The following is a 26,986-nucleotide window of genomic DNA, read 5'->3' on the forward strand; positions in this document are numbered from 1 at the left end:
CTGCTCGCCAGCCTCGTGCTCTGGTCCCGGTCGTGATCCAAGAGACACGCCCTAGTCGAGGTCGGTGATCTTGATGCCGGCGTGAACCTTGTAGCGACGGTTGATCGCGATGAGGTTCGCGGTCAGGCACTCCACCTGGTAGGCGTTGCGCAGCCGGCCGCCGTAGACACCGCGCACGCCGGGGATGGCGTCGGCCAGCGCGCGCACGACGTCGGTGGCCTCGCGGTCGTCGCCGAGCACCAGCACGTCGCAGTCGACCCGCGGCTGCTCGAGGTCGGCGAGCAGGACCGCCGAGACGTTGTGGAACGCCGCGGTCACCCGGGTCTCGGGCAGCAGCTGCTCGGCCTGCTGGGCGGCGCTGCCCTCCTCGACGGGCAGCGGGTAGGGGCCCTTCTTGTCGAAGCCGATCGGGTTGACACAGTCGATCAGGATCTTGCCCCGGAGCGGCTCGACGAGGCCCCTGAGCGTGTCGGCGTGCGACTCCCACGGGATCGCGGCGAGCACGATGTCGGCCTCGGCGGCGCAGGTGGCGTTGTCGGTGCCGCGCACGTGGTCGACGCCGGTGGCGTCGCAGTACTCCTGCGCCGAGTTCTCGGCGCGCTCGGCCACGCGGGACCCGATGATCACCTTGATGCCGGCGGCGGCCCAGCGCAGCGCCAGCCCCTTGCCCTGGTTGCCGGTGCCACCGAGGACCCCGACCGTCCACGCGGTCGGGTCGATGGCCTGGTCCGACGAGGACGGTGCACTCACGGGGTCGCTCCCTGCCACGAACGGTCAGATCGGACGGTTTCCTACCACGATCAGCGCGCGAGCAGCTCGGCGAGCTCGGCGTGCAGCGCGGTCACGGCGGTGTCGGCGGCGGGCACCGCGGCGGTGAACCCGTAGAAGCCGTGCACCAGCGTCGGGTGCTCGCGGCGGCGCACGTCCACACCCGCGGCGGCCAGGGCGTCGGCGAACGCGTGACCGGCGTCGCGCAGCGGGTCGTAGCCCGCCGTCGCCACGATCGTCGCCGGGAACCCGGCCAGCGTCGGCGCCCGCAGCGGGGAGAGCCGGGCGTCACCGCGCGGGTCGTGGCCCGCGAGATAGAGCTTCGAGCAGGTCTTCACGTCGGACGCCGTGAGCCAGTAGCCCTCCGCGTTCTCGGCCACCGACGGGTAGCGACCCTCGAAGTCCGGCGGCGGGTAGACGAGCAGGCAGGCGGCCGGCGGGCGCCCCTCGTCGCGCAGGGTCAGCGCGGCGACGGCGGCGAGGTTGGCGCCGGCGCTGTCCCCCACGAGGGCGTAGCGCGTCCCGTCCCCGGTCACCGCCCGGACGGCCGCGAGCGTGTCCTCGAGCGGCGCCGGGAACGGGTGCTCGGGCGCGGGCCGGTAGTCGACGGCGACGACGAGCGCGCCGAGGTCGTCGGCGAGCCGGGCGGCCACCGTGTCGTAGGCGTCGCCGGTGCCGAGCACCCACCCGCCGCCGTGGAGGAACACGACGACCGCGTCGGTGGCGGGGTCCGCCGGGCGGTGCACGCGGACCGCGACCCCGCCGGCCTCGCGCCGCTCGGGTGCCCGCGGCGCCGGCCCCGCGCCCTCGGCCATCTGGGCGGCGAAACGAGCGCGCGCCTCGGGCACGCCGTCGGTCGTCCCGGGCGCCGTGCCCGCGAACATCGGCGGCTGGTCGGCCCACCGGTCGAGCAGCGCCCGCACGCCCGGATCGAGGGGTGCGCGGGGCGTGTCCGCGCCGGCACCGTCGGGTACGCCGGTCATTCGGGTCACCCTAGGAGGCCGCGGAGGATCACCTGCTCGGGGCACTGCGGCCATCCGGGTGACGCGAGGATGATGGTCGGCGACGTCGGAGACCGCCGTTGCCGAATCGATACCGAACGGCGGGAACCACCCGGGTCGCACAGGCGTCATCCCGGTGTCGATCTCCGCGACGCCCCGGAGCTCTCCGGCCCACCCGGCCGCGAGCCCCGGCGTGGCTCCCCGACGCGCCCCGCTGGACCCTCACGACCCCGAAGGACCGACGCTCGCGATGGCTCTCCCCTGGCCGAACACCGCCCCGACCCTCCCCCGCCCCGTCCCCGCCGCGCCGCGCCCGACCCCGGCCGGCGTCGTCGGTCGCGTCGGCACCGCCGCGCGCCGGCACCCGAGCCTCGTGCGCCTCGGCGAGCTCGCGACGAACCCGCTCACCGCGCTCGTCGTGATGCTCGTCGGTCTGGCGCTGCTGTTCGTCCTGCCGCTGGTCGGGCTGCCGTTCGTCGCCGTCGTGGTCCTGCCGACCGTCGTCTACCACCTGCGCCCCGAGCGCCGCACGGCGCTGCGCCGCCCCCGGGGCTGACCGGCGCCCACCGGGTCCCGCACCGACGGCCCCGCTCCCCCGGGGGAGCGGGGCCGTCGGCGTTCCCGGGCGCCGACCCGTGTGCTCAGCCCACGCCGGAGGGCGTCGTGGTCCCGCCCGTCGGCTCCGTCCCCGACGACGGCGCCGAGCTGGGCGCCTCGGACGGCGACTCGGACGGCGACTCGCTCGGCGTCTCGCTCGGCGACTCGGAGGGCGAGCTCGGGGTGGTCGGTTCCGGCGAGGAGGTCGGGCTCGACGGCGGCGCGGTGCTCGACCCGGTCGAGCTGGTCGGCCGCGTCGAGCCGGGCGAGGTCCCCGGGGACGACGGGCGGGCGGTCCCGCGGGCCGGGGGTGCCGCGCGCGTCCCGGGCTCGGGCGCCGCGGCAGCGAGCGCGGGACCCGCGGGCGCCGGCCCGGCGGCGGGGGCCGGCGGGGACGGCAGGGGCTGCTGGTCGGCGCGCAGGGCCAGGTCGGCCACGGTCGGGGTGATCGTGGTGGACGGCGGGAGCGCGGGCCCGGCGGCGGCCGGCACGGCGGCCCAGGGCAGGGGGCTGTGCAGCTCGTCGACCGCGCCGGGCATCCCGAGAGCAGTCGAGGCCTGGGTCGTCGTCTGGTAGACCGCCGTCGTCAGGGAGGCCGCGCCCATGATCCCGACGCCCAGGCCCGCCGCGATCCGCGACATCCGGGCCCGGCGCTCGGCGCGCGGGAGGGGGGGCGGATCGCAGGGCGTCTCGGTGCGGGGCCGCGGGTCGCGCGACAGCTCGTCGGTGACCGCCGAGGTCGGTTCCCACAGGCTCACGTCGCGTTCTCCTCGTCCCTCGGCGTGCGCTGCGGCACCCCTGGCGGGTACGTGCGGAGATCCCGAGGCGGCGCCACCCGGTCCAACGCGCCGCCGGTGTGACGGTGGTTCTGCCGATCGGGCGGACCGCGGACGGCCCGGACGGCGCAGTGCGCTGGACCTGCGATCGGCCCCGAGATGCGGGAACGGCGCCGGGACCCCTCGCCCGGAGTCACCGAGGGTGAGGCGGTATCACGACGCGTGAGTGAGTGCGGGCGATCACGGATGCCCGGACGGCCCTAGTATCGGCGCGTGTGACCGCCGCGCCGTCCGACGACGACCCGTCCGACGGGAGGGCGCCCCGCGGCGCGCTGCCCGCCCTCGCCGGGCTGGCCGGCGTCCCGCGGCACACGGCTGCGCAGGCGTGGGGCAACGTCCGCGACTGGGCGACCCACGGCCACCTCGCCGACACCCGCCGGATGCCGCGGCTGCCGATCCACCACGGCGACGGGTACACGGTGTACCGCTACGAGCCGACCGCCCCGGTCGACCCGGCCCTCGCTCCGCTGCTGCTCGTCCCGCCGCTGGGGGCGCCCGACTTCGCCTTCGACCTGCGCCGCGGGGCGAGCCTCGTCGAGGACCTCCTCGCCACCGGCCGCGAGATCGTCATCGTCACCTACGACGCCACGGGCCCGGCCGCCGGACGACGCGGTCTCGAGCTGTGGGTCGACGAGATCGTCCCGGCGGCCCTGTACGCGATCGCGGACCGGCACGGCGACAGCGCGGTCCACCTCGCGGGCTGGAGCCTCGGCGGCCTGTTCGCGCTGCTCGCGGCCGCGAGCGGGGTCTCGGGCGCCCCCATCCGCTCGGTCACGGCGTTCGCGTCACCCGTCGACGTCTCCGCCGTCCCCCTGGTGGCGCCGTTCCGGTCGGTCGCCGAGTACACGGGCGGGCGCATCTTCTCCGCCGCCTACCGGACCCTCGGCTCGTTCCCCGCCACCGCGGTGAAGTGGGCGTTCCAGCTGACCAGCGTCGAGCGCTACCTGACCAAGCCGGTGACCCTCGCGACGCACCTCGACGACCGCGAGCTGCTCGAGCAGATCGAGGCCGTCGACCTGCTCATGGCCGGCATGACCGCCTACCCCGGCCGGGCGTTCGGGCAGATCTACCACCACGTCATCCGCTCGAACGACCTCGCGGAGGACCGGCTGCGCCTCGCCGGGCGGCCGGTGCGCCTGGCCGACGTCGAGGTCCCGGTGCTCCTGGTCGCCGGCGCCGACGACGTCATCGCGCCGGTCGCGGCCGTCGAGCGCGCCACCGAGCTGCTCACCGCCTGCCCCGACCTGCGGTTCGACGTGCGGCCCGGCGGACACCTGGGCGTGCTCGCCGGTCGGCGGGCCCGGGAGAACTCCTGGCACGACCTCCGGGAGTTCCTCACGGCGCACGACGACAGCTGAACCACACACGTGTCATTCGGCCGCCCCTAGTGGAGATCCGGCCCCGGTGCTCCCGTACGGTCGGCGCCGCTCCCCCTGCTCCCCGAGGAAGGACACCGATGGCCGAGACGCTCAAGGCTCGCCTTCTCGACTCCGACCGTCGCAGCGCCGTCATCGACGACCTGCAGGGCCTCGTCGACTCCGAGGTCGCGAACAAGAGCGGCCTCTCCGGCGGCGTCGTCAAGACCGGCTACGCCGGCCTGAAGAAGATCAAGCCCGGCATCGTCCGCGAGGCGCTCGACAAGATGCTCGACGAGTTCGTCGAGCAGCTCGAGCCCTTCTGGGCCACCTACACCACCGAGGCGACCGGTGACTTCGGCACCTTCCTCGGCACGCGCCCGCAGGAGGCCTCCGAGGCCCTCCTCGCGGTCACCGACCGCCGCGCCGAGCGCAGCAGCCGCGGCACGATCACCTCGATCTACAGCAAGCTGCGCCCGAAGGCCCAGGAGAACGTCATCGAGGCCCTGCCCGGCCTCGGCGCCGTGATCGAGAAGCACGCGCGCGTCTGAGCCCTCCCCGCTCCCCCACGCCGGCCCCGGCGCCGCGGACCGTACGAACGGACCGTGGCTCCGGGGCCGTCGTTCGTGGTGGAGTGATCCAATGCACATCCTCACGGTCCTGTACGGCCACCCGACCGACCCCGCCGCGTTCGACGAGTACTACCGCACGACCCACGCTCCGCTCGTCGACCCGATCCCCGGGGTCACGGCGTTCACCTACCGGCACTGCTCCTCGCTCGACGGCAACCCGCCGCCCTACTACCTCATGGCCGAGCTGACCTTCGACTCGATGGAGTCCCTGCAGTCCGGGATGGGCTCCGAGGCCGGGCAGGCCGCCGCAGGGGACGTCCCGAACTTCGCCACCGGCGGCGTGACCATGTTCGTCGCCCACGACTGACGTCCGTGCTCGCTCGCCGCGCCGCCGTCCTCCTCGTGGCGGCGCGGCGGGACGCCCGCCCGGTCCGGGTTCTTGACCTCGAGCGAGGTCGAGGGCGGAGGCTCGGCCCGCAGCGACGATCACGAGCCCAGGAGGTCCCCATGACCACCCCCGCACCGTTCCGTTTCCAGGACTCCTACCTCACCGACGAGCCCCCGTGGATCATCGGCGAGCCCCAGCCCGCCATCGTGGCCGCCGAGGCCGAGGGCCTCCTGCGCGGCCGCGTGCTCGACCTCGGCTGCGGCACCGGCGAGCACACCGTGCTGCTCGCCGGGCACGGCTACGACGTCGTCGGCGCCGACTCCGCCCCGGCCGCCCTCGACCGCGCCCGCGCCGTCGCGGCCGCGCACGGGGTCGACCCGGTGTTCGTCGTGGCGGACGCGCTGGACCCCGTCGAGCTGCGCGGTTTCGACACCGTCCTCGACAGCGCGCTGTTCCACATCTTCGACGGCGACGACCAGGCCCGTTACGCCGACGCCCTGCGCGAGGTCGTCGTCGGCGGGGGCCGCGTCGTCCTGCTCGCCCTGGCGCCCGGGCCCGCGTTCGGCCCCGAGGTCACCGACGACGAGATCCGCCGCGCGTTCTCGCGCCCCGGCTGGCGGCTCGAGCAGCTCCGCGAGAGCACGTACCGCGGGCGCGTGCCCGACGCGCAGCAGGCCGACCTGCTCCGGGTGCCCGTCGGCGCGCACGTCGACCTGCCGGCGTGGCTGGCGGTCGCCCGCCGGGAGGCGTAGCTCAGGCCGCCAGGTGCTCCGGTGGCACCGTGTCGGCCAGCTCGCGCAGCATCGCGATGTTGAGCTCGAAGGCGTGGCAGGCCTCGTCGGTGATCCGCGCGCGCTCGACCTCGTCCCAGTCGGCGGCGTCGAGCAACCCGCGGTAGTGGGTCCGGAAGGGCGGCACGGGGCCGAGCGCGCCGAAGTCGTAGAACCGCGCCCCGTCCCCGGTCACCCCGTAGGTGCGCTCGAGCAGCACCCGCACGGCCTGCCCGCCGGCGATGTCGCCGAGGTAGCGGGTGTAGTGGTGGGCCACCCAGCCGCCGGGCCAGGCGTCGACGGTCTCGCGGATGCGCCCGGCGTAGGCGGCGGTGGTGGGCAGCGGGCGCAGGTCGTCGGCCCAGTCGGGGCCGCGCAGGAACGCCAGGTCGGCGGCAATGGCGTCGCGACGGCGCAGCGCGTCGACGGCGAAGCCGCCGACCACCGGGTGCTCCGCGAGGCGGTCGGCGCCGTCCTCGAGCGCGGCGTAGATGTGCCAGTACTGCACGACGAGCGTGCCGTAGTGCGCGAGCGCGAGGCGCCCGCCGAACAGCGCGTCCATGTAGCGCGAGTGGTGCGCGCGGTCGTGGGCGGCCGCGGTGGCCCGACGCAGGGACTGGGAGAAGGGCTGGGGCTCGCTCACGCTCACGGTCCGCCTCCGGGTGTCGCCGGGTGTCACCGGTCTCCGGCACGACAGTAGGGTCCGCCGCCGGGTAAGGCTACCCTCACCTCGATCGCCGGGCGGATCCTGCGAGGCTGACCGTCGTGCGGGTCGCGGTGACGGGGGCGGGCGGCTTCGTCGGGCGGGCGGTGGTATCGGCGCTGGTCGCGGCCGGGCACGACGTCGTCGGCGTCACCCGCTCGCGCCCGGTCGCGGGACCGGTGGAGACCCGGACGGCATCGCTCGAGCGTCCCGACCAGGTGTCCGCGGCGCTGCGGGACGTCGACGCGGTGTGCCACCTGGCGGCCGTGGTGCGCGTGCGCGAATCCCGCGCCGATCCCCTCGGCACCTGGCGCACCAACGTCGGCGGCACGCTCGCGGTGCTCGACGCGCTGCGGCCGGGCGCCCGGATCGTGCTCGCCTCCACCGCCGCGCTCGGGAGGAGCGGGCGCCCGCCCGCGCACCCCTACGGGGCCTCGAAGCTCGCCGCCGAGGTCGCCGTGCGCGATGTCGCCGCGGCCGGAACGGTGGGGGCCGTGTCGCTGCGGTTCGCCAACGTCGCGGGACCCGGCGACACCGACCGCACCCGTCTGCTCCCGGCGGTGCTCGCCGCGGCGGCCGGCGGCGGCGAGTTCGTGGTGAACGGGGACGGGTCGGCGGTGCGCGACCTCGTGCACGTCGCGGACGCCGCCGACGCCGTGGTCGCGGCGCTCGCCGTGGCCACGCCGGGCACGTACCGGGCGCTGCCGATCGGCAGCGGGCAGCCGGTGACGGTGCGCGAGGTGCTCGACGCGGTCGCGCGGGTGACCGGCCGCGTCGTCCCCGCGCGCCACCGCGAGGGGGCGCCCGAGGCCCCGGTGGTGACGGTGGACCCGGCGCCGGCGCGCGACGAGCTCGGCTGGACGGCCCGCCGCTCCACGATCGACCGGATCGTCCGCGACGCGTGGACACCGCGCACGCCGCCGCCCTCCTGATCCGCCGGCGCTGTCGGGGGTCGCCCCTACCGTCGTCCCCATGGCTCTCTGGACCGACTTCGCCGCGGCCGCGCCCCGCATCGCCGAGGTCTTCACGCGCCGTCACGCCGCCACCGGCTGTCTCTGCATGCTCGGGACGCTGCGCCCCGACGGCTTCCCGCGCATCAGCCCGATGGAGCCGCGCTTCCTCGAGGGCGACCTGTGGCTGGTCGGCATGCCCGACACCGCCAAGTTCGAGGATCTGCGGGCCGATCCCCGCTTCGCGCTGCACACCGCGACCGTCGACACGCAGGTCGGCGACGGCGACGCGAAGCTGTGGGGCCGGGTCGAGGACGTCCGCGACGAGGCGCTGCACCAGCGCTTCGCCGAAGCCGTCTACGCGGAGATCGGACTCGATCTGCGCGGCCAGCGGTTCGACCAGTTCCTCCGCGCGGACATCGTCGGTGCCGCCGCGGTGGCCGTCGGCGACGAGCACATGGACGTCACCACCTGGCGGGAGGGCCGCGCGGAGAAGGTCATCCGCAAGCACTGAGCGCGCACGGCTCAGCTGGGGAAGACGAACTGGTAGCCCTGCTCCTGGATCCACGGCAGGAGCTCGGCCACGGCGGCGACCGTCTGGTCCCGCGGGCCGCCGCCGTCGTGGAAGAGCACGATCGCGCCGGGGTGCAGGCCCTGCTTGACGCTGTTCACGATCGCGGCGGACCCGGGTTGGGTCCAGTCCAGGGTGTCCACCGACCAGCCCAGGGGTCGCATGCCGGTCTCGGCGGCGACCTGGTCGAGCGCCGGGGTCCAGGCGCCTTCCGGCGCGCGGAAGTAGTCGATCGTCGCCGGAGGCTGCACGCTGCCGGCGATCGTGGTCCTGCTCGTGCCGAGCTGGCGGCTCATGAGGTCGTGGGGGTTCTGCCCCACGGTGGCGTCGTGGGTCATCGTGTGGTCGCACAGCCGGTGGCCCTCGGCGATGATGCGCTGCATCAGCTCGGGGTGGGCGACCGACTGGTTGCCGATCGTGCAGAACGTGGCCTTGACGTTGTACTCGGCGAGCAGGTCGAGCACCTGCGGCGTGTACTCCGGGGTGGGCCCGTCGTCGAAGGTCAGCGCGACCGCGGGCCGGTCGACGCTCGAGTCCGTGACGGTCAGCAGGGAGGACGTGATCGCCGGCCGCGCCATGCCGGGCATGCCGAGCGCGGGGGCGTCGGCCACCGAGCGCACCGGCTTCCCGGCCGGCCCCGTGGCCACCACGGGCGCGGCCCCGGTGGCCAGCACCTGGCGCGCCCCGACGTCACTGAGCACCACGAACGTCACGCCGGTCATCAGCGCGATCGTCGTGAGGAGTCCGGCCCACCGGTAGATGTACGGCGGGCTGACGATCTGGCGCAGGATGACGCGCTGCCGAGGGGTGAGCATTCGATCTCAACCGTCCCATCAGTCACAGGAACCACACGCGTCACAGCGTTGGTCACCATAGAGGGTCGGCTCGTGACTCGCGATAGACCCTCCACCTCTGATCGAGTGAATCGCCTCCGATGTCTGATGCACAGGGCGCGACGGGTGCCGGCACATCGTCCGCACAGCTCGATCGCGTGCCCTGGACCCGGACGCCGTGATCGACGTGTACGGAGGACCCGTGGACCACCGACCGCTCCCGCGCCCCGACGCCGACCTCGAGGACCAGGGGCTGGCCTTCGACCTCGGCACGCTCGGCCGCCGGCGGGCGTTGCGCCTCCTCGGCCTCGGCGCGGTGGCGGTCGGCGTCGCCGCCTGCGGGGGTCCGCCCGTGCGGGCGGGGACGAGCCCGGGCGAGATCCCCGAGGAGACGGCCGGGCCGTTCCCGCCGACGGGTCGAACGGCGCGAACGTGCTCACGCAGAGCGGGATCGTGCGCAGCGACATCCGCCCGAGCTTCGGCGGACCCACCGGTGTCGCCGACGGCGTCCTCATGACCCTCGAGCTCTCCGTCGCCGACCTGGCGCGCGGCGGGGCGCCGTTCGTCGGGGCCGCGGTGTACGTGTGGCACTGCGACCGGGCCGGCGGGTACTCCCTCTACTCCCCGGGCGTCGAGGACGAGAACTACCTGCGCGGCGTCCAGATCACCGACGCCGCGGGCGCCGTCCGCTTCACCAGCGTCGTCCCGGCCTGCTACGCGGGGCGGTGGCCGCACGTGCACGTCGAGGTCCATCCCGACGCCGTGAGCATCGCCGACGCCGCCACCACGATCGCCACCTCGCAGGTCGCCCTGCCCGAGGAGACCTGCCGGCAGGTGTACGCGCAGCCGGGGTACGAGCAGTCGGTCGCGAACCTGGGAGAGGTGAGCCTGGCGGGCGACACCGTCTTCGGCGACGACGGCGGCGCGAGCCAGCTCGCCGCGGTCACCGGCGACGTCGCCCGCGGCTACACCGTGACACTCCCCGTCCGCGTCGACACCCGGACGCTGTGACCCGACTACTACCTATTGACGGTCGATAGGTATCGGTCGATGATCGATGCATGAGTCCGCTCGTCATCGTCGCCCTCCGAGCGCTCCTCGTGGGCATCGCACTCGGCGCCCTCGCCGCGCAGGTCGCGATCGTCGTGGCCGTCGTCCTCGCGCTCGGCGCCGGCGGGATCACCGGGATCGCGGTCCTCTACGCGGTGCTCGGCGTCGGCGCGCTCGCCGCGCTGGAGGTCGGGCTCGTCGCGCTGTGGGTGCTGCTGGGGATGGTGCGCCGGGAGGCGATCTTCGACGACGGCGCCTTCCGCTGGGTCCGGGTGGTCACGGTGGCCGGGTTCGTCGCCGCCCTCCTGGTCGCCGCCGCGTGCATGCACTACGGGGAGATCGACGACGCGCCCGGCCTGATCCTGATCGGCGGCGGCATCGCGGTCGGCGGCACCGCCTACGCGCTGCTCATGGTCGTCATGCGCGGCCTGCTGGCCAACGCGACCGTGCTGCGCCGCGAGCTCGACGAGGTCGTCTGATGATCGTCGTCGACATCGACGTCATGCTCGCGCGCCGCAAGATGTCGGTCGCCGAGTTCGCCGAGGCGGTGGGCATCACGCCCGCGAACGTCGCCGTGCTCAAGAACGGGCGCGCCAAGGCCGTCCGCTTCACGACCCTCGACGCCGTGTGCCGGGTGCTCGCGTGCCAGCCCGGCGACGTCCTGCGCTGGGTGCCCGACGACGCGACGAGCCCGGCCGCGCCGGCGGACACCCACCCCGTCGGCTCCTAGCGGCCGGGCCCGACGACGGCCTCGAGCCCGCTCCCGCGGTCGGTCCCGGTGTCGAGGCGGAGCTGCACCACGTCACCCCGGTACTCGACCCGGGCCACCTCGAAGGGCCGGTCCCCGGACGCCGTCGTCCGGTACTCGGTGCACAGCACCAGGAACACCGGCGTCCGGTGCGGGACCCCGAAGCGGTCGGCCTCGAACTGCCCGCACTGGCTGGTCTCGATCGACATCTGCGAGCGGCCCAGCACGACGCCGTGGTCGGCGAGCGACAGCCCCTCGGGCAGGTGGCGCCCCACGTGCAGGCGTTCCTCCAACCAGCTCGCGTCCGCCCGCCGGAAGAAGGAATACGCGATCGCCAGCGCGGTCTCGTCCAAGGTGAGCAGCGAGGTGACACGGAGGACGTCCTCCCCCGCGGCGGCGTCGAGGCGCTCGCGGATGCTGCGCTCGACTACCGGGACCCCGACGTCGAGGATGAGGACCCCGCCGTGCGCGGCCTCCGGCGAGCCGAGCTGGCGCGACAGGCCGCCCGCGCGGGACGCCCGCTTGGGTGGCGCGACGAAGGTGCCGCGGCCGCGGACCCGCCGGATCTGGCGGTCGTCCTCGAGGATGGCGAGCGCCTGGCGCACGACGACGCGGCTCACCCCGAAGTGCCGCGCGAGCTCCGGCTCGGAGGGCAGGACGTCTCCCGGCCGCCAGGTCCCGGACTCGATGTGCTGCTTCAGCAGCTCCTGCAGCTGGTAGTACAGGGGCACGAAGCTCGTCCGGTCAAGCGCGCCCGCGCCGGCGGGGATCTTCCCGCTCCACCTGGCCATCCTCGGCTCCCTGCAGATCTCGGTCGATGGGACAACCATACAAGACGGCACCGGACAACCGGTCGCTCTGAGCGCGGTCCAATGGTTCATCTGCGCAGGTCACGGGCCTGATCGAGTCTTGACACCCTCCTCCGCGCCCCCTCTACTGACGGCCCCACTTGTTCTAGCAACCGGACAGGACGGGCCATGGACGAAGCGACGACGACGCCGGCCCCGGCCGGCTCCGAGGACGACCGCCTGCTCTCCGAGTTCGGCTATCGCCAGGAGCTGCCCCGGGTCCTGCGTTTCTGGACCAACTGGGCGCTCGGGTTCGCCTTCATCTCCCCGATCGTCGGCCTCTACACCGTGGTGGCACTCGGCGCGCAGACCGCCGGGCCCGCCTGGGTGTGGGTGCTGCCGATCGTGCTCGTCGGCCAGATGTTCGTCGCGCTGGTCTACGCCAACCTGGCGAGCCGCTGGCCGCTGGCCGGGGGCATCTACCAGTGGTCCCGGCGGCTCGTCGGCCCGGCGTACGGGTGGTGGGCCGGGTGGATCTACATGTGGGCGCTCGTGCTCACGCTGTCGACGGTCGCCTACGGCGGCGGCTTCTTCCTCGGCCAGCTGCTCGGCTGGGAGGAACCGACCACGGCGCAGAGCGTGCTGCTCGGCCTCATCGTCATGGCGATCTTCACCTCGGTGAACGCGGCGGGCCTGCACCTGCTGCGGTGGGTGGTCAACATCGGCATCGCCTGCGAGCTCGTGGCGAGCATCGGGATCGGCATCCTCCTGATCTCGCTGTTCCGCGTGCAGCCGGTCAGCACGCTGGTCGACACGTCCATGACGCCCGACGGGGGCCCGTTCCTCCCCGCCTTCATCGCCGCGCTGGCCATCGGCGGCTGGGTCATCCTCGGGTTCGACGCCTGCGGCAGCGTGGCCGAGGAGACCCGCGAGCCGCGCCGCCAGGTGCCGCGCGCGATCGTCGTCTCGCTGATCACGGTCGGGGCGGTCGACATCCTCGCGGCCTGCGCCCTGGTGCTCGCCCACCCCGACATCGGCGCAGTCATCAGCGGGCAGTCCGCCGACCCCGTCTCGGACGCCGTGGTCGCGGGGCTCGGCGAGTGGGCGGCCAAGCCCTTCCTGGTCGTCGTCGTGATCGCGTTCATCGCCTGCGGGATCGCCGTCCAGGCGACCGGCGTGCGGGTCGTGTTCTCCTACGCCCGCGACGGCATGCTCCCGCTCTCGCGGGTGTGGCGGCGGGTCTCCACCCGCAACCAGACGCCGCTGTTCGCGGTCGGCCTGGTCGCCACGCTCTCGGCGCTCGCCTTCGTCTACGCGAACGCGCTGACCGTGCTCGTCGCGTTCGCCACCGGCGCCTACTACGTCGGGTTCCTCGCCCCGGTGGTCGCCCTGCTCTACCAGCGCATGCGCGGGCGGTGGCGCGACGACAAGGGCCGCTCCGGGACGCTCGCCCTGGTGATCAACGTTGTCGCGGTGCTCTGGCTGACCTTCGAGCTCATCAACATCGCGTGGCCCCGGGACCTGGGCCTGCCGTGGTGGCAGACCTACGCGTTCCTCCTCGGGCTCGCCTGCTTCGGCGCGGTCGGGCTGGCGTACTTCCTCGCCAGCCGCCCCGATCGCCGGTTCGTCGAGAACAGCGTGTCGATGGGGCTCCCGTCGGCCGAGCAGCCCGTACCCGGGAGGGACCCAGCATGACGGACGGCCCCGAGCAGTCCCACGGCTTCGACCGCTCGACCCTGCAGGGGATGCAGGGGCTGCGGCGCCTCGCCCAGATCCCGGCGACGGCCCAGCACCGCGCGGTGCAGCAGGGTCTCGAGTACGGGCTCGAGGCCGCGGACTCGGTGCAGGACCGGCGCATCAGCACGTTCTCGCGGGGCGCGCAGCCCGCCTTCGCCGGCATCAACACGTTCCTCAAGGCGCCCTACTGCGAGGACATCCGCGAGGTCGGCCGCTACGACGCGGCGGTCATCGGGGTGCCGTTCGACATGGGGACCACGTACCGCTCGGGCTGCCGGTTCGGCCCGCAGGCGGTGCGACGGATCTCCGCGGTCTACGACTCCTACAGCCTCGACCTGGGCGTCGACCTCGACGAGGAGCTCGCGCTCTGCGATGCCGGGGACGTCTTCGTCATCCCCTCCAACATCGAGAAGACGTTCGACCAGATCGACCGCGCGATCTCGCACGTCGTCTCCCAGGGCGTCTTCCCCGTGATCATCGGCGGCGACCACTCCATCGGCTACCCCGACGTGCGCGCGATCTCGAAGTACGTGGACGGCAACGTCGGGATCATCCACTTCGACCGCCACATCGACATCCAAGAGCGCGACATGGACGAGCGCATGCACACGACGCACTGGTTCCACGCCACGAACATCCCGAACGTGCCGCCGGAGAACCTCGTCCAGATCGGGATCGGGGGCTGGTACGGCTCCCGGCCCGGCCTCTCGGTCGCCCACGAGCGCGACACGACGGTCATGACCATCGGCGACGTCGAGAAGCTCGGCATCGACAAGGCCGTCGAGATCGCGCTCGAGGTGGCGTGGAAGGACGCCGCCGCGGTGTTCCTGTCCTTCGACATCGACTCGGTCGACGGCGGCATCGCGCCGGGCACCGGCTCGCCCGAGCCGGGCGGGCTGCTCCCCCGCGAGGCGCTGCACGCCCTGCGGACGATCGCGCGCGAGGGCATCTGCGGGATGGAGGTCATCGAGATCTCCCCGCCCTACGACACCAGCGACTCCACCGCCCAGCTCGGGTGCCGCGCGATCATGGACGTGCTCGGCGTCCTCGTCGCCGAGGGCAAGCTGGGCACGCGCGCCCCCGGCGACGGGACCTGACGGTCAGGACAGGACCTTCAGCCCGACCACGCAGCCGACGACCCCGAGCAACAGGACGATCTTGAGCGGGGAGGCCGCCTCGTCACCGGTCGCCATCGCGTAGGCGACGGTCAGCGCCGCACCGATGCCGACCCACACCGCGTACGCGGTGCCGGTGGGCAGCGAGCGCATCGCGTAGGCCAGCCCCACCATGCTCAGCACCAGGCCGGCGACGAAGACGATCGAGGGGGTGAGCCGGGAGAAGCCGGCGGTCCTGCCGAGGGCGGTGGCCCACACGGCCTCCAGCACCCCGGACACGACCAGCACGATCCACGCCATGACGGACCTCGCAGGGCTGCCGTCTTGTCGTGGTCTGGGTACGGCGCCGCTCGTCCAGGAACCCCGCTCTCCCCCGGGGCTCATCACGATGGTCGCAACCCGGTGACGGCGCGGCCAGGCGCGACCCGGTGAGGCTGGTCTCCGCTCAGTCCACGTGCTGGAGGATGTTGAGCACGTTGCCGTCCGGGGCCCGGACGAAGAACCGGCGCACGCCCCAGGGCTCGGTCTGCAGCGGGTGCACGATCTCGAACCCGCGCCGGCGGGCCTCCGCGTACGCCGCCTCGACGTCGTCGACCGCGATGGACGCCACCGGGTCCTCGGGCGCCGTGGCGTCGCGGGTGACGAGCTGGACGTCCGCCCCGGTGTGCGGCGACGAGAACCGGGTCACCCAGTCCATGCCGATGCTCTCGTCGGTGAGGCCGAGGTAGCCGGCGTAGAACTCCCGCGCCGCCGCGATGTCGGGCACGCGCAGGTCGGTGTGGATGCGGGTGACGCGCACGGGCCCAGTCTCCGGGCATGCTGCCCGGTGTGGCCAGCGTCGAGGACGTGCGTCCGCTGGGCTCGAGCCTGGAGCGCTCGTACCCGGTGGTCGTGCGCGGATGCCTGAAGTTCCGCGTCGGGCAGATCGTCTACGTCGCGTTCTCGCGCGACGAGACGGAGATGGGCTTCGCGTTCCCGAAGGACGAGCGTGCGGCGCTCGTCGAGGGGCAGCCCGGCCGCTTCCACCTGCCGCGCACCTCGGAGCTGCGGTTCAACTGGGTCGAGTCGACCCTGGCCGCCCTCGACCCGGCCGAGGCGCGCGAGTTCGTCGTCGACGCCTGGCGCATGGTCGTGCCGAAGAAGCTCGCCCGCGCCTACGACCTCGCCCACCCCGACGGGCCGGGGTGATCGTCACGCGACCACGTACCGCAGGGACACCGCGCCCCCGCTGAACTCCTGCCGGCCGACGAGCTCGAGATCGACGTAGCGCGAGAGCCCCGCGAACGGTGTCGGTCCGTGGCCCGCCAGCCGGGGGTGCACGATGAACTCGTACTCGTCGATCAGCCCGAGCTCGGCCAGGGCCAGCGGGAGCGTCACGCCGCCCACGTACAGCCCCTCCCCCGGCTCCTGCTTCAGCCGCCGGACGGTCGCCTCCAGGTCGTCCCCGCGCACGAGCTCGGCGTTCCAGTCGACACTGGTCAGCGTGTTCGAGACGACGTACTTCTTCGCCTCGTTGATCGACCGGGCGAAGGGCTCCGTCCAGGCGGGCCGGTCCCCCGCCGGGCCGCGCCACCCGGCCTCCATCAGCTCGAAGACGACGCGACCGAAGATCAGGGCGTCGGCGCGGGCGAGGGTCTGCGCCGCGTGACGGTGCAGGTCCTCGGCCGGGACCCCGGCGTTGTGGTCGCAGCACCCGTCGAGCGTGACGTTGATGGAGTAGCGCAGGGGACGCATGACGGCAGGCTAGTCGGGGCGCGGGCGCCGACATCCCGACGGATGCGGCGTGCGGGGCGGACGAGTCGGCCTGTAAGCCGGATCCTGTGCCCACGTCCCTTGCGGGCGCGTGGGTGGCGACCATCCATCTCGGCCCGCCGTCGCCGGCGGGCTCCAGCGGTCTACCCGCAGGTCTCGGGCGGGCAGCCCTCGGACGACCTGCGCGGCCGGTCCTCGCGGACCGACCTTCTTGACCTTGCTCCGGGTGGGGTTTACCGAGCCGTCCTGGTCGCCCAGGACGCTGGTGGTCTCTTACACCACCGTTTCACCCTCACCACCGGGCGAGCCCGATGGCGGTCTGTTCTCTGTGGCACTGTCCCGCGGGTCACCCCGGGTTGCTGTTGGCAACCACCCTGCCCTGTGGAGTCCGGACTTTCCTCGACGGGGATCACCCGCCGCGGTCGCCCGGCCGACTCGTCCGCGCCGACCAGGGTACAACCGCCGCGAACGGCACGTCCGGCATCCCGGACGCCCTCGCGATCATGCGGAACGTGCCGGTCGGGCGGCACCCGAGCCGCGGGCGCACGCCTCGACCGTTAGCGTCGCTCACCGTGTCGGACCCGTCGGTGCTCCAGATCGTGCTGCTCGCCGCCCTCGGGCTGCTGGCGGGAGCGGTCAACGCCGTCGCCGGCGGCGGGTCGCTGATCGTGTTCCCCGCCCTGCTCGCGGTCGGGATGCCGCCGCTGCCCGCCAACGTGACGAACTCCGTGGCCCAGTGGCCGGGCTACGCCGGCTCGACGGTCAACGCGCGCAGCGATCTGCGCGGGCAGCGCCGGCGCCTGGTCGGCACCGGCATCGCCGCCGCGCTCGGGTCGGCGCTGGGCTGCGCGCTGCTGCTGGTGCTCCCCCAGCAGGTGTTCGACGCCGTCGTGCCCGTGCTCGTGCTGCTCGCGAGCCTCACGCTCGGCGCGCAGCCGTGGATCAAGAGGTGGACGGGCCGCGCCGAGCGCACCGCCGACAACCCCCGGGTGCTGCTGCCGACGATCTTCGTCGCCGCGGTCTACGGCGGCTACTTCGGCGGCGCGCTGGGCGTCGTGCTCATCGCCGTGCTCTCGCTGCTCGCCCACGACACCCTCCAGCGGCTCAACGCGGTCAAGGTCCTGCTCTCGCTGGTGACGAGCACGGTGACCGTCGTGCTGTTCGCGCTCTTCGCCCCCGTCGACTGGTTCGCGGTGCTCCTGCTCGCGCCGACCACGCTCATCGGTGGCTTCCTCGGCATGGCCGTCGCCAAGAAGATGCCCGACGGCGTGCTGCGCTGGAGCGTCGTCGTGCTCGGGGTCGCGGTCGCGATCTACCTGTTCCTGCGGTGACCCGGGCAGGACGGCCATGACGGTCCTCGCGGTCGGCCTGCTCGCCGTCGTCCTCGTCGGCGCCGTCACCCGCCCGCGCAACCTGCCCGAGGCGGCGGCCGCGCTCCCCGCGGCGCTGATCGTCCTCGCGACCGGGTTGATCGCGCCGGCGGCCGCGTGGGACGAGGTCCGCGAGCTCGGGCCGACGGTCGGCTTCCTCGCCGCGGTGCTGGTCCTCGCCCACCTCGCGGACGCCGAGGGCGTGTTCCGCTGGGCCGGCGGGCTGCTCGCCCACCACTCGCGGCACCGCCCGCGGCGCCTGTTCGCGCTGGTCGTCCTCGCCGCGACGGTGACCACGGCGGTCCTGAGCCTCGACGCCACCGTCGTGCTGCTGACCCCGGTCGTGCTCGACACCGCCCGGCGCCTCGGCGCGCGCCCGGCCCCGCACGCCTTCGCCTGCGCGCACCTGGCCAACAGCGGCTCGCTGCTGCTGCCCGTCGCCAACCTGACCAACCTGCTGGCCCTGCAGGCCAGCGGCCTGTCGTTCCTCGGGTTCGCCGGGCTGATGCTGCTGCCCCAGCTCGCCGTGCTCCTCGTCGAGTACGTCGGGCTGCGGCTGACGTTCCGCGACGACCTCGCCACGCCCGCCGAGCCCGCCGGCCCGGCCGAGGAGGCGCCGGTCCCCCGCGTCGCGCTCGCCGTCCTGGCCGCGACACTGCTCGGCTTCGCCGCCTCGTCGCCGCTGGGCATCGAGCCGGTGTGGGTCGCGGTGGCGGGCGCGGCGGCGATGGCGGCCCGGACCCTCGCGACCCACCGCACCCGGGTCCGTGACGTCGTGGCTGCGGCCTCACCCCTGTTCTGCCTGTTCGTGCTGGCCCTCGGTGTCGTGGTGGCCGCGGTGACCGACCGCGGGCTCGGCGACCTCGTCGCGGGCCTGCTCCCCGCCGGCACGTCGTTCGGCGCCCTGCTCGGGCTGGCGGCGATCGCGGCCGTGCTCGCGAACCTCGTCAACAACCTGCCGGCCACGCTGGTCCTGCTGGCCGCGCTCGGCCCGACCCCGGCGGTGGGCGCCGTGCTCGCCGTGCTCATCGGGGTGAACGTGGGGCCGAACCTCACCCCCGTCGGCTCGCTGGCCACGCTGCTCTGGCGGCGCGTGCTCGCCTCCCGCGGCGTCCCCGCCCCGCTGGGGACGTTCACGATCGCCGGGCTCGCGACCGTGCCGGCTGCCCTTCTCGCCGGGACGGCCGCGCTGGCGTCGGTGGTCTGAGGCCGGGGTCAGCGCGCGGCGGCGTTGAGCTGCTCGGAGTCGACGAACTGCTCCATGCGCAGCGCCCGACCGTCGCGGATCTCCCAGACGTGGACCACGCGCGCGACCATCTCCCGACCGGTGGCCCGATAGGTCCCGCGGTAGGTGCAGATCCCCACGACCGTGTCGCCGTCGGCGAGCACGCGCTCCACGTCGACGACGAACCCGTCCCAGTCGGAGCCCACGCGGGCGAAGATTCCTTCGAGCACCGCCTGCGGGCCCTCGTACACACCGCCGTACGGCCCGCCCTCGGTCTCGATCCAGACCACCTCGGGCGCGAGGAAATCGATGACGGCGGGGATGTCGCCCCGTCCGAAGGCCTCGTAGGCGCTGCGGACGAGGGCGGCGTTGTCGGTGGCGACGGTGCTCATGGTGGTTCCCTGGTCGGAGACGGCTCGTGGAGCGAGCCTGCGCCGACACGAGAGGGTCCGGCAGTCCGTAGATGTACGTATCGACAGTCAGACCTGCGGACGGCTCATCACCATCGCCTGCGTGCCCACCGCCGCGAGGAGGTCGAGGCGGCTGCGCGCGTCGGAGCCGGGCGCTGGGGTGAAGACGAGCAGGCGCAGGTCGTCCTCGGCGGTGGTCAGGGTGTCGCAGACGATGTCGACGTCGCCGACCTCGGGGTGCGCGATCACCTTGCGGCTCTGGTGGTGCTCGGCCACGGCCCCGGAGTCCCAGAGCGCCCCGAACTCGGGGCCGGTGGCGGCGAGCTCGGCGACGAGGGCGGCGAGGTCCGGGTCGTGCGGGTAGCGGCTGGTGCTGCCGCGGAGGTCGGCGACCAGCGAGCGGGCGAGCGCGTCGCGCTCCTCGGGGGTGTGCCGCACCCGGGAGCTCGGCTCGCCGGTGACGAAGAGGCGGAACAGCGTGTTGCGCTCGCGCTCGGGCAGCGCCGTCGGGTCGCCCATGAGCGCGGCGTAGAGCGGGTTCCACGAGATCAGCGTCCAGGTCGCGTCGAGGACACCGACGGGGCTGTCGTGCAGGGCCTCGACGATCCGGCGCACGCCCACCGGGATGCGCCGGGACACGCGGCCGCCGTCGGTGGCGTGGCCGGCGAGGCGGAACAGGTGGGCCTGCTCGGCGTCCGAGAGCCGCAGCGCTCGGGCCAGCGACGCACAGACCTGCGCGGACGGCGTGCGGGTGCGGCCCTGCTCGAGGCGCACGACGTAGTCGATGGAGATGCCCGCGAGCAGCGCGAGCTCCTCGCGACGCAGGCCCGGCGCGCGGCGCGGCGCGTTGGCGGCCATCCCGACGTCGGCGGGATCCGTGCGGTCGCGCCACGTCCGCAGGGCGGCGGCCAGCTCCCCGGTGCTCACGCCCCGATCATCCGCCCGATCGCGGCGCGCCGGGGGGTACGGGATGTACCAGGACGATCCGTCGCTCCCCGGGGTGTGGCGGGCGGGTAAGCCTGGGTCCATGACCACATCCGAGCTGACCGACCGCCTCGCCCTGGCCGACGACCTCGTCCTGACCCGCATGGGCTACGGCGCCATGCAGCTCGCCGGGCCGGGTGTCATGGGGCCGCCACGCGACCGCGACGAGGCCGTCGCCGTGCTGCGCGAGGCCGTCGACCGGGGCGTCACGCACATCGACACGTCCGACTTCTACGGCCCGTTCGTCGTCAACGAGATCCTCCGCGAGGCCCTGCACCCCTACCCCGCGGACCTGCGGATCGTCACCAAGGTCGGCTGCCGGCGCGGCGAGGACGGGTCGTGGAACCTCGACACCTCGCCCGACGAGCTGGTCCGCGAGGTGCACGAGAACCTCGAGCGACTCGACCTCGACACCCTCGATGTCGTCAACCTGCGCGTCTCCGACGACCACGACGAGCCCCTCACCGAGGCGTTCACGACGCTGGCCGAGCTGCGTGAGAAGGGCCTGATCCGCCACCTCGGGGTCAGCAACGTCTCCCCCGCCCAGCTCGAGGAGGCCCGCGGCGTCGCACCGGTCGTGTGCGTGCAGAACCACTACAACCTGGTGCACCGGACCGACGACGACCTCGTCGACCACTGCGCCGCCGAGGGGATCGCCTACACCTCGTTCTTCCCGCTCGGTGGGTTCAGCCCGCTGCAGTCCGACACGCTCGCCCGCGTCGCCGAGCGCGTCGGGGCGACCCCGCAGCAGGTCGCGCTGGCGTGGCTGCTGCAGCGCTCGCCGACGATGCTGATCATCCCCGGCACGTCGTCGCGGGCGCACCTGCGGGAGAACCTCGCCGCGGCCGACCTCGTGCTGCCCGACGACGCCGTGGCCGAGCTGGACGCCATCTGAGCGAGCCGGGCCGGTCGCGTTGCGCGGCCGGTCCGCGGCTCGGCAAGCTCAGCGGCGTGACGGCAGCCGACGTGGAGGCGCGCGCCCGCGTGCGTGAACAGGCCCAGGGCATCGCGGCCGGGTGGTCGGGGCCGGACACGCCCCCGAGCTGGGCGCTCACCGCCGAGCTGTTCACGGCGATCGCCGACGAGCCCGAGCTGCTCGAGCTCGGGGCGGCGATCCCGCTCGACCGCCTGCCGCCGCTGCTGCTCAGCGCCGCGGTGCGCTACCTCGTGGCCCGCGACCGGCCCGAGCCGCTCGCGGGGTACTTCCCGGTGCCCGGGTCGGGGCAGCCGGCCCTCGACGACGGCTTCCGCCCGGCGCTGGTGGCCTTCGCCCGGGAGCACGCCGACGAGCTCGCCCTGCTCTGCGTCGAGCACCGCTACCAGATGAACGAGGTCGCCCGCAGCGCCGACGTCGTCCCGGTCCTCTCGCGTCTCGACCCCGACCGGCCGATCGCCCTGGTCGACCTCGGCACGGGCGCGGGTCTCGGGCTGCACCTCGACCGCTACCGCTACGACTTCGCCGGCCGGACCCTCGGGCCCGCGGACGCCGCGCTCACCCTGGCCCCCGAGCTGCGCGGGCGGCCGGCGCCGCTGCCGTCGCGCCTGCCCACGATCGCCGCGCGGCTCGGCGTCGACGTCGAGCCGCTCGACCTCGACGACGAGCGCGTGCGCGACTGGCTCGCCGCCTGCATCCCGCCGGAGACCTCCGCCGTCGACCGCTTCGCCGCCGCCTCCGAGATCGCGCGGACGCACCCGGCGACGACCGTGCGCGCCGACCTCGTCGAGGACCTCCCGGCCCTGTGCGCGCGGATGCCCGGCGACGCGCTGCTGGTGCTCGTCGACACATACGTCACCGTCTTCCTCACCGACGAGCAGCGGGCCGGGTTCCGCCGCGGTCTCGCCGAGCTGGGCCGCGACGTCGCGTGGATCTCGGTGGACCCCCTGTTGCCGCTCGGCGCCGAGGGCCGCGACAGCACCCAGTCGCTGCGGGTGCCGCCCCGCGCGCTGGAGGCGACCCGGGCCGGGGTCACGGGGGTCATCGGACACCTGTCGGTGCATCGGGACGGGTCGTCGTCCGGGGAGGTGCTGGGTCTGGCGCACCCGGGTGGGGCGTGGCTGGAGTGGTTCTAGGCGCTCCGGTGTCGTCGAGCGCCCGGAACGCCGGGGCGGCGAGCGCGAGCAGGGTCGCGACGCCCACGAACGCGGCGAGCACGAGGCCGGCGACCGGCAGCCCGGCGCCGGCGGCGACGGCGGCGACCGGCGCGGTGGTGAGGGCCGGGGCGGCGAGCACGACCGTGTTCTGCGCACCGAGCACCCGCCCGCGCAGGGCGTCCGGCGTGGCCTCGATGATGATCACCCCGAGGAGCGCGGCCGCGGGGGCGTAGGTGAGCCCGACGACCGCGGAGCCGGTGAGCACCAGCCACGGCGAGGCCATGCTGCCGACCGTGCCGAACCCGGCGAGCGTGCCGACCATCCCGATCACGAACCAGGTCCGGCGCGCCAGCCGCTCGGCGAGCGCGGCGTAGAGCGCGGAGCCGGCGATGCCGCCGCCGGCGATCGCGGAGAGCGTGAGGCCGGTGAGCCCGGCGAGGCCCTCGCCGGTGAAGTAGGCGGGCATGAGCGTGCTCTGCAGCGCGCCCAGGACGGCGGCGAGCACCGCGGTGAGCAGCGTGGCGCCCAGCACCAGGCGCTGGCGGGCGAGGAAGCGCCAGGCGTCGACCAGGTCGGTCAGGGCGCGGCGGACCGCACCGCCGGCACCCGGCTCCCCCGGGGCGACCGCGCCGGCGCGCGGGTCGACGAGCAGCGCGGTCAGGGCGGCGAGCAGGCTCGTCGCCGCGGTCGCCAGCAGCAGCGCCGGCGAGGCCCCGAGCACGCCGACGAGCAGCCCGCCGAGCCCGGGACCGACGAGGACGAGGACGTTGGCCACCGTCTCCCGGGTGGCGACGAGCCGGTCCAGCGCGCCGGGGCCCCCGGAGCCGAGGCGGGCGAGCGCGGGCAGCAGCGTCTCGCGCGCGGTCATGCCGGGCACGCGGATGACCGCGCCGAGCACGCCGAGCACCAGGAACCACCCCAGGTCGAGGCCGACGAGGACGTCGACGACCGGCAGGGCCGCGACGGAGCCCGCGGCGAGCAGGTCGCAGGCGACCGAGACGCGGCGTCGGTCGATCCGGTCGACGAGCAGCCCGGACACGAGCCCCGCGACCGCCGCGGCGGTGGTCGTCGCGGTCGCGAGGACACCCGCGGCGAGGACGTCGCGGGTGCGGGCGAGCACGATCAGCGGCAGCACGACCGACGCGATCCCCTGCCCGAGCAGCGAGAGCCCGTAGGAGACGAAGAACGTCGTCGTGCCGCGGCGCGTCCGGTCGCCTGCCATCGTGTGCCTCCCGTGGTCCCGTGAGGGGACCCAGGACGCACCCGGCCGTCGGGGCACGCTCAAGGACGGGGCGAGGTGACCCACGCCACGCTTGACCGTGACGCGGCGGCACGGTTTCCACTGTGGACGTCCGTCGCCGTGACCAGGAGGACCGACCCATGGGGTGGAGCACCCGCCAGCTCGCCGAGCTCACCGGGACGACGCTGCGGGCGGTGCGGCACTACCACGAGGTGGGGCTGCTCGACGAGCCCGAGCGCCGCGCCAACGGCTACAAGCAGTACGGGGTCGCGCACCTGGTGCGGGTGCTGCGGATCAAGCGCCTGACCGACCTGGGCTTCTCGCTGGCGCAGATCGAGGAGATGGGCGACGCCGACGACCACCCCGAGGAGGCCCTGCGCACCCTCGACGCCGAGCTCGCCGCGACCATCGAGCGCCTGCAGCGCGCCCGGGTCGAGCTCGGGCTGATCCTCAGCCAGTCCTCGCCCACCGACCTGCCGCCCGAGCTGGGCCGGGTCGCGCGCACCGTCGAGCTCTCCGAGGCCGACCGCGCGTTCACCGTGGTCATGAGCCGGGTGCTGGGCGAGCAGAGCCTCCAGGCGTACGCGGACATGCTCCGGGACGTGCCCAAGGACCCGTCGTTCACCGAGTTCGACGACCTCCCCGCCGACGCCGACGAGGCCACCCGCCAGGACCTCGCCGAGCGGATGGCCGCCCCCAGCCGCGCGCTGCGCGCCAGCCACCCCGTGCCCGACGTCGGGACCGACAGTCCGCTCGGGCGGCGGCGCGCGGGCGAGACGATGGTCGTCGCGATGCGCGAGCTCTACAACACCGCCCAGGTCGACGTCCTGGTCCGGCTGGAGGCCGAGATCAAGAAGCTCGAGGCGTGACTCACGCCAGGTAGGAGGTGTCGTTCACCAGGCGCACCGAGGCGCCGCCGTCGGGCCAGAACTCCACGACCGACAGGCACGCCAGGTCGAGGTGGAGCCGGTAGAGCATCTGCGGGCCCGCGTCGAGCGCGCGGCGCAGGATCAGTTTGATCGGCGTGACGTGGCTGACGAGCACCACGGTCTGCCCGGGGAAGCGGCGCAGCAGGTCGTCGAGCGCGGCGTACACCCGGCCCGCGACGAGGTCGAAGCTCTCGCCCCCGGGCGGGCTGACCGCGCTGTCGCCGAGCCACGCGCGGTGGATCTCGGGGTCCTGCGCGGCGGCCTCCGAGAACGTCAGCCCCTCCCAGGCGCCGAAGTCGGTCTCGGTGAGACGGTCGTCGACGGTGACCCCGAGCCCGAGCACGCCCGCCACCGGCTCGGCGGTCTGGCGGGCGCGCATCAGCGGCGAACTGATCACCGCGCGGATGTGGCCGTCGGTGGCGACGTGGCGGGCGGCGAGGGTGGTCGCCGCGGCGGCCGCCTGCTCGAGGCCCTCGCGGGTGAGCTCGGGGTTGCCGCGCCCCGAGTAGCGGCGCTCGACCGAGAGCGGGCTCTGCCCGTGGCGCAGCAGCAGGACCCGCGTCGGCTGCGTGCTGCCGCGCCCGGTCCACGAGCCGGCGGTGGTCATGCGTTCGCCCCCTTCCCCGCGCTCTTCGCGGTCCGCACCACGATCGCCCCGCACTGCTCGCAGCGCACGACGTCGTCGGGGGCGGCCGCGGCGACGTCGCGCAGCTCGCTGCGGTCCATCTCCAGCCGGCAGGCGCCGCAGCGGTTCCCGACGAGCTCGCCGGCCCCGGTGCCGGTGCGCGCCCGCAGCTGGTCGTAGAGCGCGACGAGGTCGCCGGGCAGCTCCCCGGCGAGCGCGGTCCGCTCGCCGCCGCGGCGCTCCTCGAGGACGTCGAGGTCGCCGAGCACCCCGTCGCGGCGCTCGACGGCGTCGGCCAGGGCCGTCTCGGCGGTGGCCAGCTCGCCCTGCTCGTGGGCCAGGTCGGTCTCGGCGGCGTCGAGGCGCTCCATGACCTCGAGCTGCTGGTCCTCCAGGACCCCGCGCCGGCGGGCGAGGGTGTCGAGCTCGTGGGAGAGGTCGGTCATCTGCTTGGCCGACACGCTGCCCGAGTCCATGAGCCCGCGGTCGCGCTCCTCGCGCGTGCGGACCTGGGTGACCTCCTGCTCGAGCTTGGCCACCTCGCGGCCGAGGTCGCTCACCGACGTCCTCGCGCGCACGACGGCGTCGCGGTGGCCCTGCACCGTCGTCTCGGCCTCCTCCACCGCCGACTGCTCGGGGAGCGTGCGCCGCCGATGCTGGGCGCGGGCGAGCTCGGCGTCGAGCGCGGCCAGCTCGAGCAGGCGGCGCTGGGCGGTCGGGTCGGCCTTCATGCGTTCACGGCTCCTGACGGCTGGCCGACGGTCCACGCGTCGGTGCGGGTGGTGGACACGGTGATCTCCAGGTGCGGCGCGGTCCGCGCGAGCACGGCCGCGGCCTGCGCGCACCACGGGTGCTCGGAGGCCCAGTGCGCGACGTCGACGAGGGCGGGGGCGCCGGGCTCGGCGAGGTGGTCGGTGGCGGGGTGATGGCGCAGGTCGGCGGTGACGTAGACGTCGACCCCGGCCGCGCGGGCCAGGTGCAGCATCGAGTCGCCGGCACCGCCGGAGAGGGCGACCTTCTCGACCGTCCTCGTGGGGTCGCCGGCGGCGCGCACACCCCACGCGGTGGCGGGCAGGGCGTCGGCGACCCGCTGCGTGAACGTCGCCAGCGTCTCGGGCACGGCGAGCGTGCCGACGCGCCCGATGCCCACGGTGCCGTCGCCCTCGGGCGCGAGGGGGCGCTCGACGGTCACGCCGAGCGCGCCGGCGAGGGCGTCGGAGACGCCGGGGTTCGCGGCGTCGGCGTTGGTGTGCGCGCTGAACAGGGCGACCCCGCCGCGGATGAGCCGGTGGATCGCGGAGCCCTTGGGCGCGGTCGTCGCGACGGCGTGCACCCCGCGCAGCAGCAGCGGGTGGTGGGTGACGAGGAGGTCGACGTCCATCGCCTCCTCGATCACCGCCGGCAGCGGGTCCACGGCGATCAGCACCCGGCGCACCGGGGCCGCCGGGTCGCCGACCGAGAGCCCCACCGCGTCCCAGTCGTGCGCCAGCGCCGGCGGGTACGCGGCCTCGAGCGCGGCGACGGCGTCGGCGACGGTGATCGCGGGGGCGGGGGTCATGACGGCCCATTCTGCCCACC

Annotated in this window: 33 protein-coding genes, 1 other RNA gene and 1 riboswitch; of the genes, 18 read left to right on the plus strand and 16 right to left on the minus strand. The window is 74.5% G+C overall.

Translation table 11 applies throughout. The features are described from left to right. Positions 1–51: 51 nt before the first annotated feature. Positions 52–750: an NADPH-dependent F420 reductase gene (gene npdG, locus PHK61_RS27520; protein ID WP_274284223.1), complete on the minus strand. Its 699-nt coding sequence runs from the start codon at positions 748–750 to the stop codon at positions 52–54. A gap of 50 nt (positions 751–800) precedes the next feature. After that, complete coding sequence (locus PHK61_RS27525; protein WP_274284224.1) at positions 801–1,751, minus strand: alpha/beta hydrolase; 951 nt, start codon at positions 1,749–1,751, stop codon at positions 801–803. Between the two features lie 268 nt (positions 1,752–2,019). On the opposite strand from PHK61_RS27525, the gene PHK61_RS27530 reads away from it, so the two are divergent. Further along, complete coding sequence (locus PHK61_RS27530; protein ID WP_274284225.1) at positions 2,020–2,325, plus strand: hypothetical protein; 306 nt, start codon at positions 2,020–2,022, stop codon at positions 2,323–2,325. An 85-nt stretch (positions 2,326–2,410) separates the two neighbouring features. On the opposite strand, the gene PHK61_RS27535 is transcribed toward PHK61_RS27530, so the two are convergent. Then, positions 2,411–3,124 carry a hypothetical protein gene (locus tag PHK61_RS27535; RefSeq protein WP_274284226.1) on the minus strand — a complete coding sequence of 238 codons (714 nt, stop codon included), beginning with the start codon at positions 3,122–3,124 and terminating at the stop codon, positions 2,411–2,413. Between the two features lie 293 nt (positions 3,125–3,417). Here PHK61_RS27535 and PHK61_RS27540 point away from each other — a divergent pair, with 293 nt between their 5' ends. The 4 genes from PHK61_RS27540 (at position 3,418) to PHK61_RS27555 (ending at position 6,269) form a co-directional block, all read left to right on the plus strand. Beyond that, positions 3,418–4,560, plus strand: coding sequence for an alpha/beta fold hydrolase (locus PHK61_RS27540; RefSeq protein WP_274284227.1), 1,143 nt, complete (start codon positions 3,418–3,420; stop codon positions 4,558–4,560). A gap of 98 nt (positions 4,561–4,658) precedes the next feature. Beyond that, positions 4,659–5,108: a DUF6918 family protein gene (locus PHK61_RS27545; protein ID WP_274284228.1), complete on the plus strand. Its 450-nt coding sequence runs from the start codon at positions 4,659–4,661 to the stop codon at positions 5,106–5,108. A gap of 91 nt (positions 5,109–5,199) precedes the next feature. Then, positions 5,200–5,496 (plus strand): EthD family reductase, encoded by a 297-nt coding sequence (locus PHK61_RS27550; RefSeq protein ID WP_274284229.1) that lies wholly within the window; start codon positions 5,200–5,202, stop codon positions 5,494–5,496. Between the two features lie 140 nt (positions 5,497–5,636). Beyond that, a complete protein-coding gene (locus tag PHK61_RS27555; protein ID WP_274284230.1) occupies positions 5,637–6,269 on the plus strand; it encodes a class I SAM-dependent methyltransferase in 633 nt (210 codons plus the stop codon). A 1-nt stretch (position 6,270) separates the two neighbouring features. Here the strand turns inward: PHK61_RS27555 and PHK61_RS27560 are convergent, their stop codons facing one another. Further along, entirely contained in the window at positions 6,271–6,930 is a 660-nt protein-coding gene (locus PHK61_RS27560) for a biliverdin-producing heme oxygenase (protein ID WP_274284231.1), read from the minus strand. A 122-nt stretch (positions 6,931–7,052) separates the two neighbouring features. Here PHK61_RS27560 and PHK61_RS27565 point away from each other — a divergent pair, with 122 nt between their 5' ends. Together PHK61_RS27565 and PHK61_RS27570 are read left to right on the plus strand one after the other, a co-directional pair. Further along, positions 7,053–7,922 (plus strand): NAD-dependent epimerase/dehydratase family protein, encoded by an 870-nt coding sequence (locus PHK61_RS27565; protein WP_274284232.1) that lies wholly within the window; start codon positions 7,053–7,055, stop codon positions 7,920–7,922. Positions 7,923–7,962: 40 nt separating this feature from the next. Next, positions 7,963–8,454: a pyridoxamine 5'-phosphate oxidase family protein gene (locus tag PHK61_RS27570; RefSeq protein WP_274284233.1), complete on the plus strand. Its 492-nt coding sequence runs from the start codon at positions 7,963–7,965 to the stop codon at positions 8,452–8,454. Between the two features lie 11 nt (positions 8,455–8,465). Here PHK61_RS27570 and PHK61_RS27575 read toward each other — a convergent pair whose 3' ends face one another. Next, the gene (locus tag PHK61_RS27575) at positions 8,466–9,326 is read right to left on the minus strand and encodes a polysaccharide deacetylase family protein (protein ID WP_274284234.1); all 861 of its coding nucleotides are present in this window, start codon (positions 9,324–9,326) and stop codon (positions 8,466–8,468) included. A 450-nt stretch (positions 9,327–9,776) separates the two neighbouring features. Here PHK61_RS27575 and PHK61_RS27580 point away from each other — a divergent pair, with 450 nt between their 5' ends. Genes PHK61_RS27580 through PHK61_RS27590 form a run of 3 tightly spaced genes read left to right on the plus strand, consistent with a single transcriptional unit; the run spans position 9,777 to position 11,124 of the window. Continuing rightward, positions 9,777–10,355: a dioxygenase family protein gene (locus PHK61_RS27580; RefSeq protein WP_274284235.1), complete on the plus strand. Its 579-nt coding sequence runs from the start codon at positions 9,777–9,779 to the stop codon at positions 10,353–10,355. A gap of 50 nt (positions 10,356–10,405) precedes the next feature. Then, positions 10,406–10,873, plus strand: coding sequence for a DUF2975 domain-containing protein (locus tag PHK61_RS27585; RefSeq protein WP_274284236.1), 468 nt, complete (start codon positions 10,406–10,408; stop codon positions 10,871–10,873). Further along, positions 10,870–11,124: a helix-turn-helix domain-containing protein gene (locus PHK61_RS27590; RefSeq protein WP_274284284.1), complete on the plus strand. Its 255-nt coding sequence runs from the start codon at positions 10,870–10,872 to the stop codon at positions 11,122–11,124. Before PHK61_RS27585 ends, PHK61_RS27590 begins: the two co-directional genes overlap by 4 nt. Here PHK61_RS27590 and PHK61_RS27595 read toward each other — a convergent pair. Further along, a complete protein-coding gene (locus PHK61_RS27595) occupies positions 11,121–11,933 on the minus strand; it encodes a GntR family transcriptional regulator (RefSeq protein ID WP_274284237.1) in 813 nt (270 codons plus the stop codon). The two genes, PHK61_RS27590 and PHK61_RS27595, sit on opposite strands and share 4 nt — an antisense overlap. Before the next feature lie 186 nt (positions 11,934–12,119). Here PHK61_RS27595 and PHK61_RS27600 point away from each other — a divergent pair, with 186 nt between their 5' ends. Together PHK61_RS27600 and PHK61_RS27605 are read left to right on the plus strand one after the other, a co-directional pair. Continuing rightward, positions 12,120–13,625, plus strand: a complete 1,506-nt coding sequence (locus PHK61_RS27600) for an APC family permease (RefSeq protein WP_274284238.1) — start codon at positions 12,120–12,122, stop codon at positions 13,623–13,625. Beyond that, complete coding sequence (locus PHK61_RS27605; RefSeq protein WP_274284239.1) at positions 13,622–14,764, plus strand: agmatinase family protein; 1,143 nt, start codon at positions 13,622–13,624, stop codon at positions 14,762–14,764. The genes PHK61_RS27600 and PHK61_RS27605 overlap by 4 nt, the downstream gene beginning before the upstream one ends. A 3-nt stretch (positions 14,765–14,767) precedes the next feature. Here the strand turns inward: PHK61_RS27605 and PHK61_RS27610 are convergent, their stop codons facing one another. Both PHK61_RS27610 and PHK61_RS27615 read right to left on the minus strand, forming a co-directional pair. Next, the gene (locus tag PHK61_RS27610) at positions 14,768–15,082 is read right to left on the minus strand and encodes a DMT family transporter (RefSeq protein WP_274284240.1); all 315 of its coding nucleotides are present in this window, start codon (positions 15,080–15,082) and stop codon (positions 14,768–14,770) included. Between the two features lie 12 nt (positions 15,083–15,094). Then, a riboswitch (guanidine-III (ykkC-III) riboswitch) is annotated at positions 15,095–15,167 on the minus strand. Positions 15,168–15,227: 60 nt separating this feature from the next. Further along, complete coding sequence (locus tag PHK61_RS27615) at positions 15,228–15,581, minus strand: VOC family protein (protein ID WP_274284241.1); 354 nt, start codon at positions 15,579–15,581, stop codon at positions 15,228–15,230. Positions 15,582–15,610: 29 nt separating this feature from the next. On the opposite strand from PHK61_RS27615, the gene PHK61_RS27620 reads away from it, so the two are divergent. Then, entirely contained in the window at positions 15,611–15,970 is a 360-nt protein-coding gene (locus PHK61_RS27620; RefSeq protein ID WP_274284242.1) for an MmcQ/YjbR family DNA-binding protein, read from the plus strand. 3 nt (positions 15,971–15,973) lie between these two features. Here the strand turns inward: PHK61_RS27620 and PHK61_RS27625 are convergent, their stop codons facing one another. Both PHK61_RS27625 and rnpB read right to left on the minus strand, forming a co-directional pair. Beyond that, a complete protein-coding gene (locus PHK61_RS27625; RefSeq protein WP_274284243.1) occupies positions 15,974–16,516 on the minus strand; it encodes a dihydrofolate reductase family protein in 543 nt (180 codons plus the stop codon). 57 nt (positions 16,517–16,573) lie between these two features. Next, positions 16,574–16,972, minus strand: an RNA gene (rnpB, locus tag PHK61_RS27630) — RNase P RNA component class A. Between the two features lie 134 nt (positions 16,973–17,106). On the opposite strand from rnpB, the gene PHK61_RS27635 reads away from it, so the two are divergent. Together PHK61_RS27635 and PHK61_RS27640 are read left to right on the plus strand one after the other, a co-directional pair. Next, positions 17,107–17,865, plus strand: coding sequence for a sulfite exporter TauE/SafE family protein (locus PHK61_RS27635; protein WP_274284244.1), 759 nt, complete (start codon positions 17,107–17,109; stop codon positions 17,863–17,865). Between the two features lie 16 nt (positions 17,866–17,881). Continuing rightward, positions 17,882–19,111 carry an ArsB/NhaD family transporter gene (locus PHK61_RS27640; protein WP_274284245.1) on the plus strand — a complete coding sequence of 410 codons (1,230 nt, stop codon included), beginning with the start codon at positions 17,882–17,884 and terminating at the stop codon, positions 19,109–19,111. Positions 19,112–19,119: 8 nt separating this feature from the next. On the opposite strand, the gene PHK61_RS27645 is transcribed toward PHK61_RS27640, so the two are convergent. Both PHK61_RS27645 and PHK61_RS27650 read right to left on the minus strand, forming a co-directional pair. Next, positions 19,120–19,521 (minus strand): nuclear transport factor 2 family protein, encoded by a 402-nt coding sequence (locus PHK61_RS27645; protein ID WP_274284246.1) that lies wholly within the window; start codon positions 19,519–19,521, stop codon positions 19,120–19,122. Between the two features lie 87 nt (positions 19,522–19,608). Continuing rightward, positions 19,609–20,466: a helix-turn-helix transcriptional regulator gene (locus tag PHK61_RS27650; RefSeq protein ID WP_274284247.1), complete on the minus strand. Its 858-nt coding sequence runs from the start codon at positions 20,464–20,466 to the stop codon at positions 19,609–19,611. Between the two features lie 100 nt (positions 20,467–20,566). Here PHK61_RS27650 and PHK61_RS27655 point away from each other — a divergent pair, with 100 nt between their 5' ends. Then, positions 20,567–21,418, plus strand: a complete 852-nt coding sequence (locus PHK61_RS27655) for an oxidoreductase (RefSeq protein ID WP_274284248.1) — start codon at positions 20,567–20,569, stop codon at positions 21,416–21,418. 56 nt (positions 21,419–21,474) lie between these two features. After that, positions 21,475–22,593 (plus strand): DUF2332 domain-containing protein, encoded by a 1,119-nt coding sequence (locus PHK61_RS27660; protein ID WP_274284249.1) that lies wholly within the window; start codon positions 21,475–21,477, stop codon positions 22,591–22,593. Here the strand turns inward: PHK61_RS27660 and PHK61_RS27665 are convergent. After that, positions 22,499–23,836 (minus strand): MFS transporter, encoded by a 1,338-nt coding sequence (locus PHK61_RS27665; RefSeq protein ID WP_274284250.1) that lies wholly within the window; start codon positions 23,834–23,836, stop codon positions 22,499–22,501. The two genes, PHK61_RS27660 and PHK61_RS27665, sit on opposite strands and share 95 nt — an antisense overlap. Before the next feature lie 158 nt (positions 23,837–23,994). Between PHK61_RS27665 and PHK61_RS27670 the strand changes: the two genes are divergently transcribed. Then, positions 23,995–24,723 (plus strand): helix-turn-helix domain-containing protein, encoded by a 729-nt coding sequence (locus tag PHK61_RS27670; protein ID WP_274284251.1) that lies wholly within the window; start codon positions 23,995–23,997, stop codon positions 24,721–24,723. Between the two features lies 1 nt (position 24,724). Here the strand turns inward: PHK61_RS27670 and PHK61_RS27675 are convergent, their stop codons facing one another. From PHK61_RS27675 to PHK61_RS27685, 3 genes are read right to left on the minus strand one after another with little or no spacing between them, the layout of a single operon-like run. Further along, positions 24,725–25,390: a histidine phosphatase family protein gene (locus PHK61_RS27675; RefSeq protein ID WP_420791446.1), complete on the minus strand. Its 666-nt coding sequence runs from the start codon at positions 25,388–25,390 to the stop codon at positions 24,725–24,727. Next, positions 25,387–26,139, minus strand: a complete 753-nt coding sequence (locus PHK61_RS27680; RefSeq protein WP_274284252.1) for a zinc ribbon domain-containing protein — start codon at positions 26,137–26,139, stop codon at positions 25,387–25,389. The genes PHK61_RS27675 and PHK61_RS27680 overlap by 4 nt, the downstream gene beginning before the upstream one ends. Next, positions 26,136–26,966 (minus strand): Nif3-like dinuclear metal center hexameric protein, encoded by an 831-nt coding sequence (locus tag PHK61_RS27685; protein ID WP_274284253.1) that lies wholly within the window; start codon positions 26,964–26,966, stop codon positions 26,136–26,138. The genes PHK61_RS27680 and PHK61_RS27685 overlap by 4 nt, the downstream gene beginning before the upstream one ends. Positions 26,967–26,986: the final 20 nt, after the last annotated feature.

The sequence above is a fragment of the Actinomycetospora lutea genome (assembly GCF_028737205.1).
Lineage (GTDB): Bacteria > Actinomycetota > Actinomycetes > Mycobacteriales > Pseudonocardiaceae > Actinomycetospora > Actinomycetospora lutea.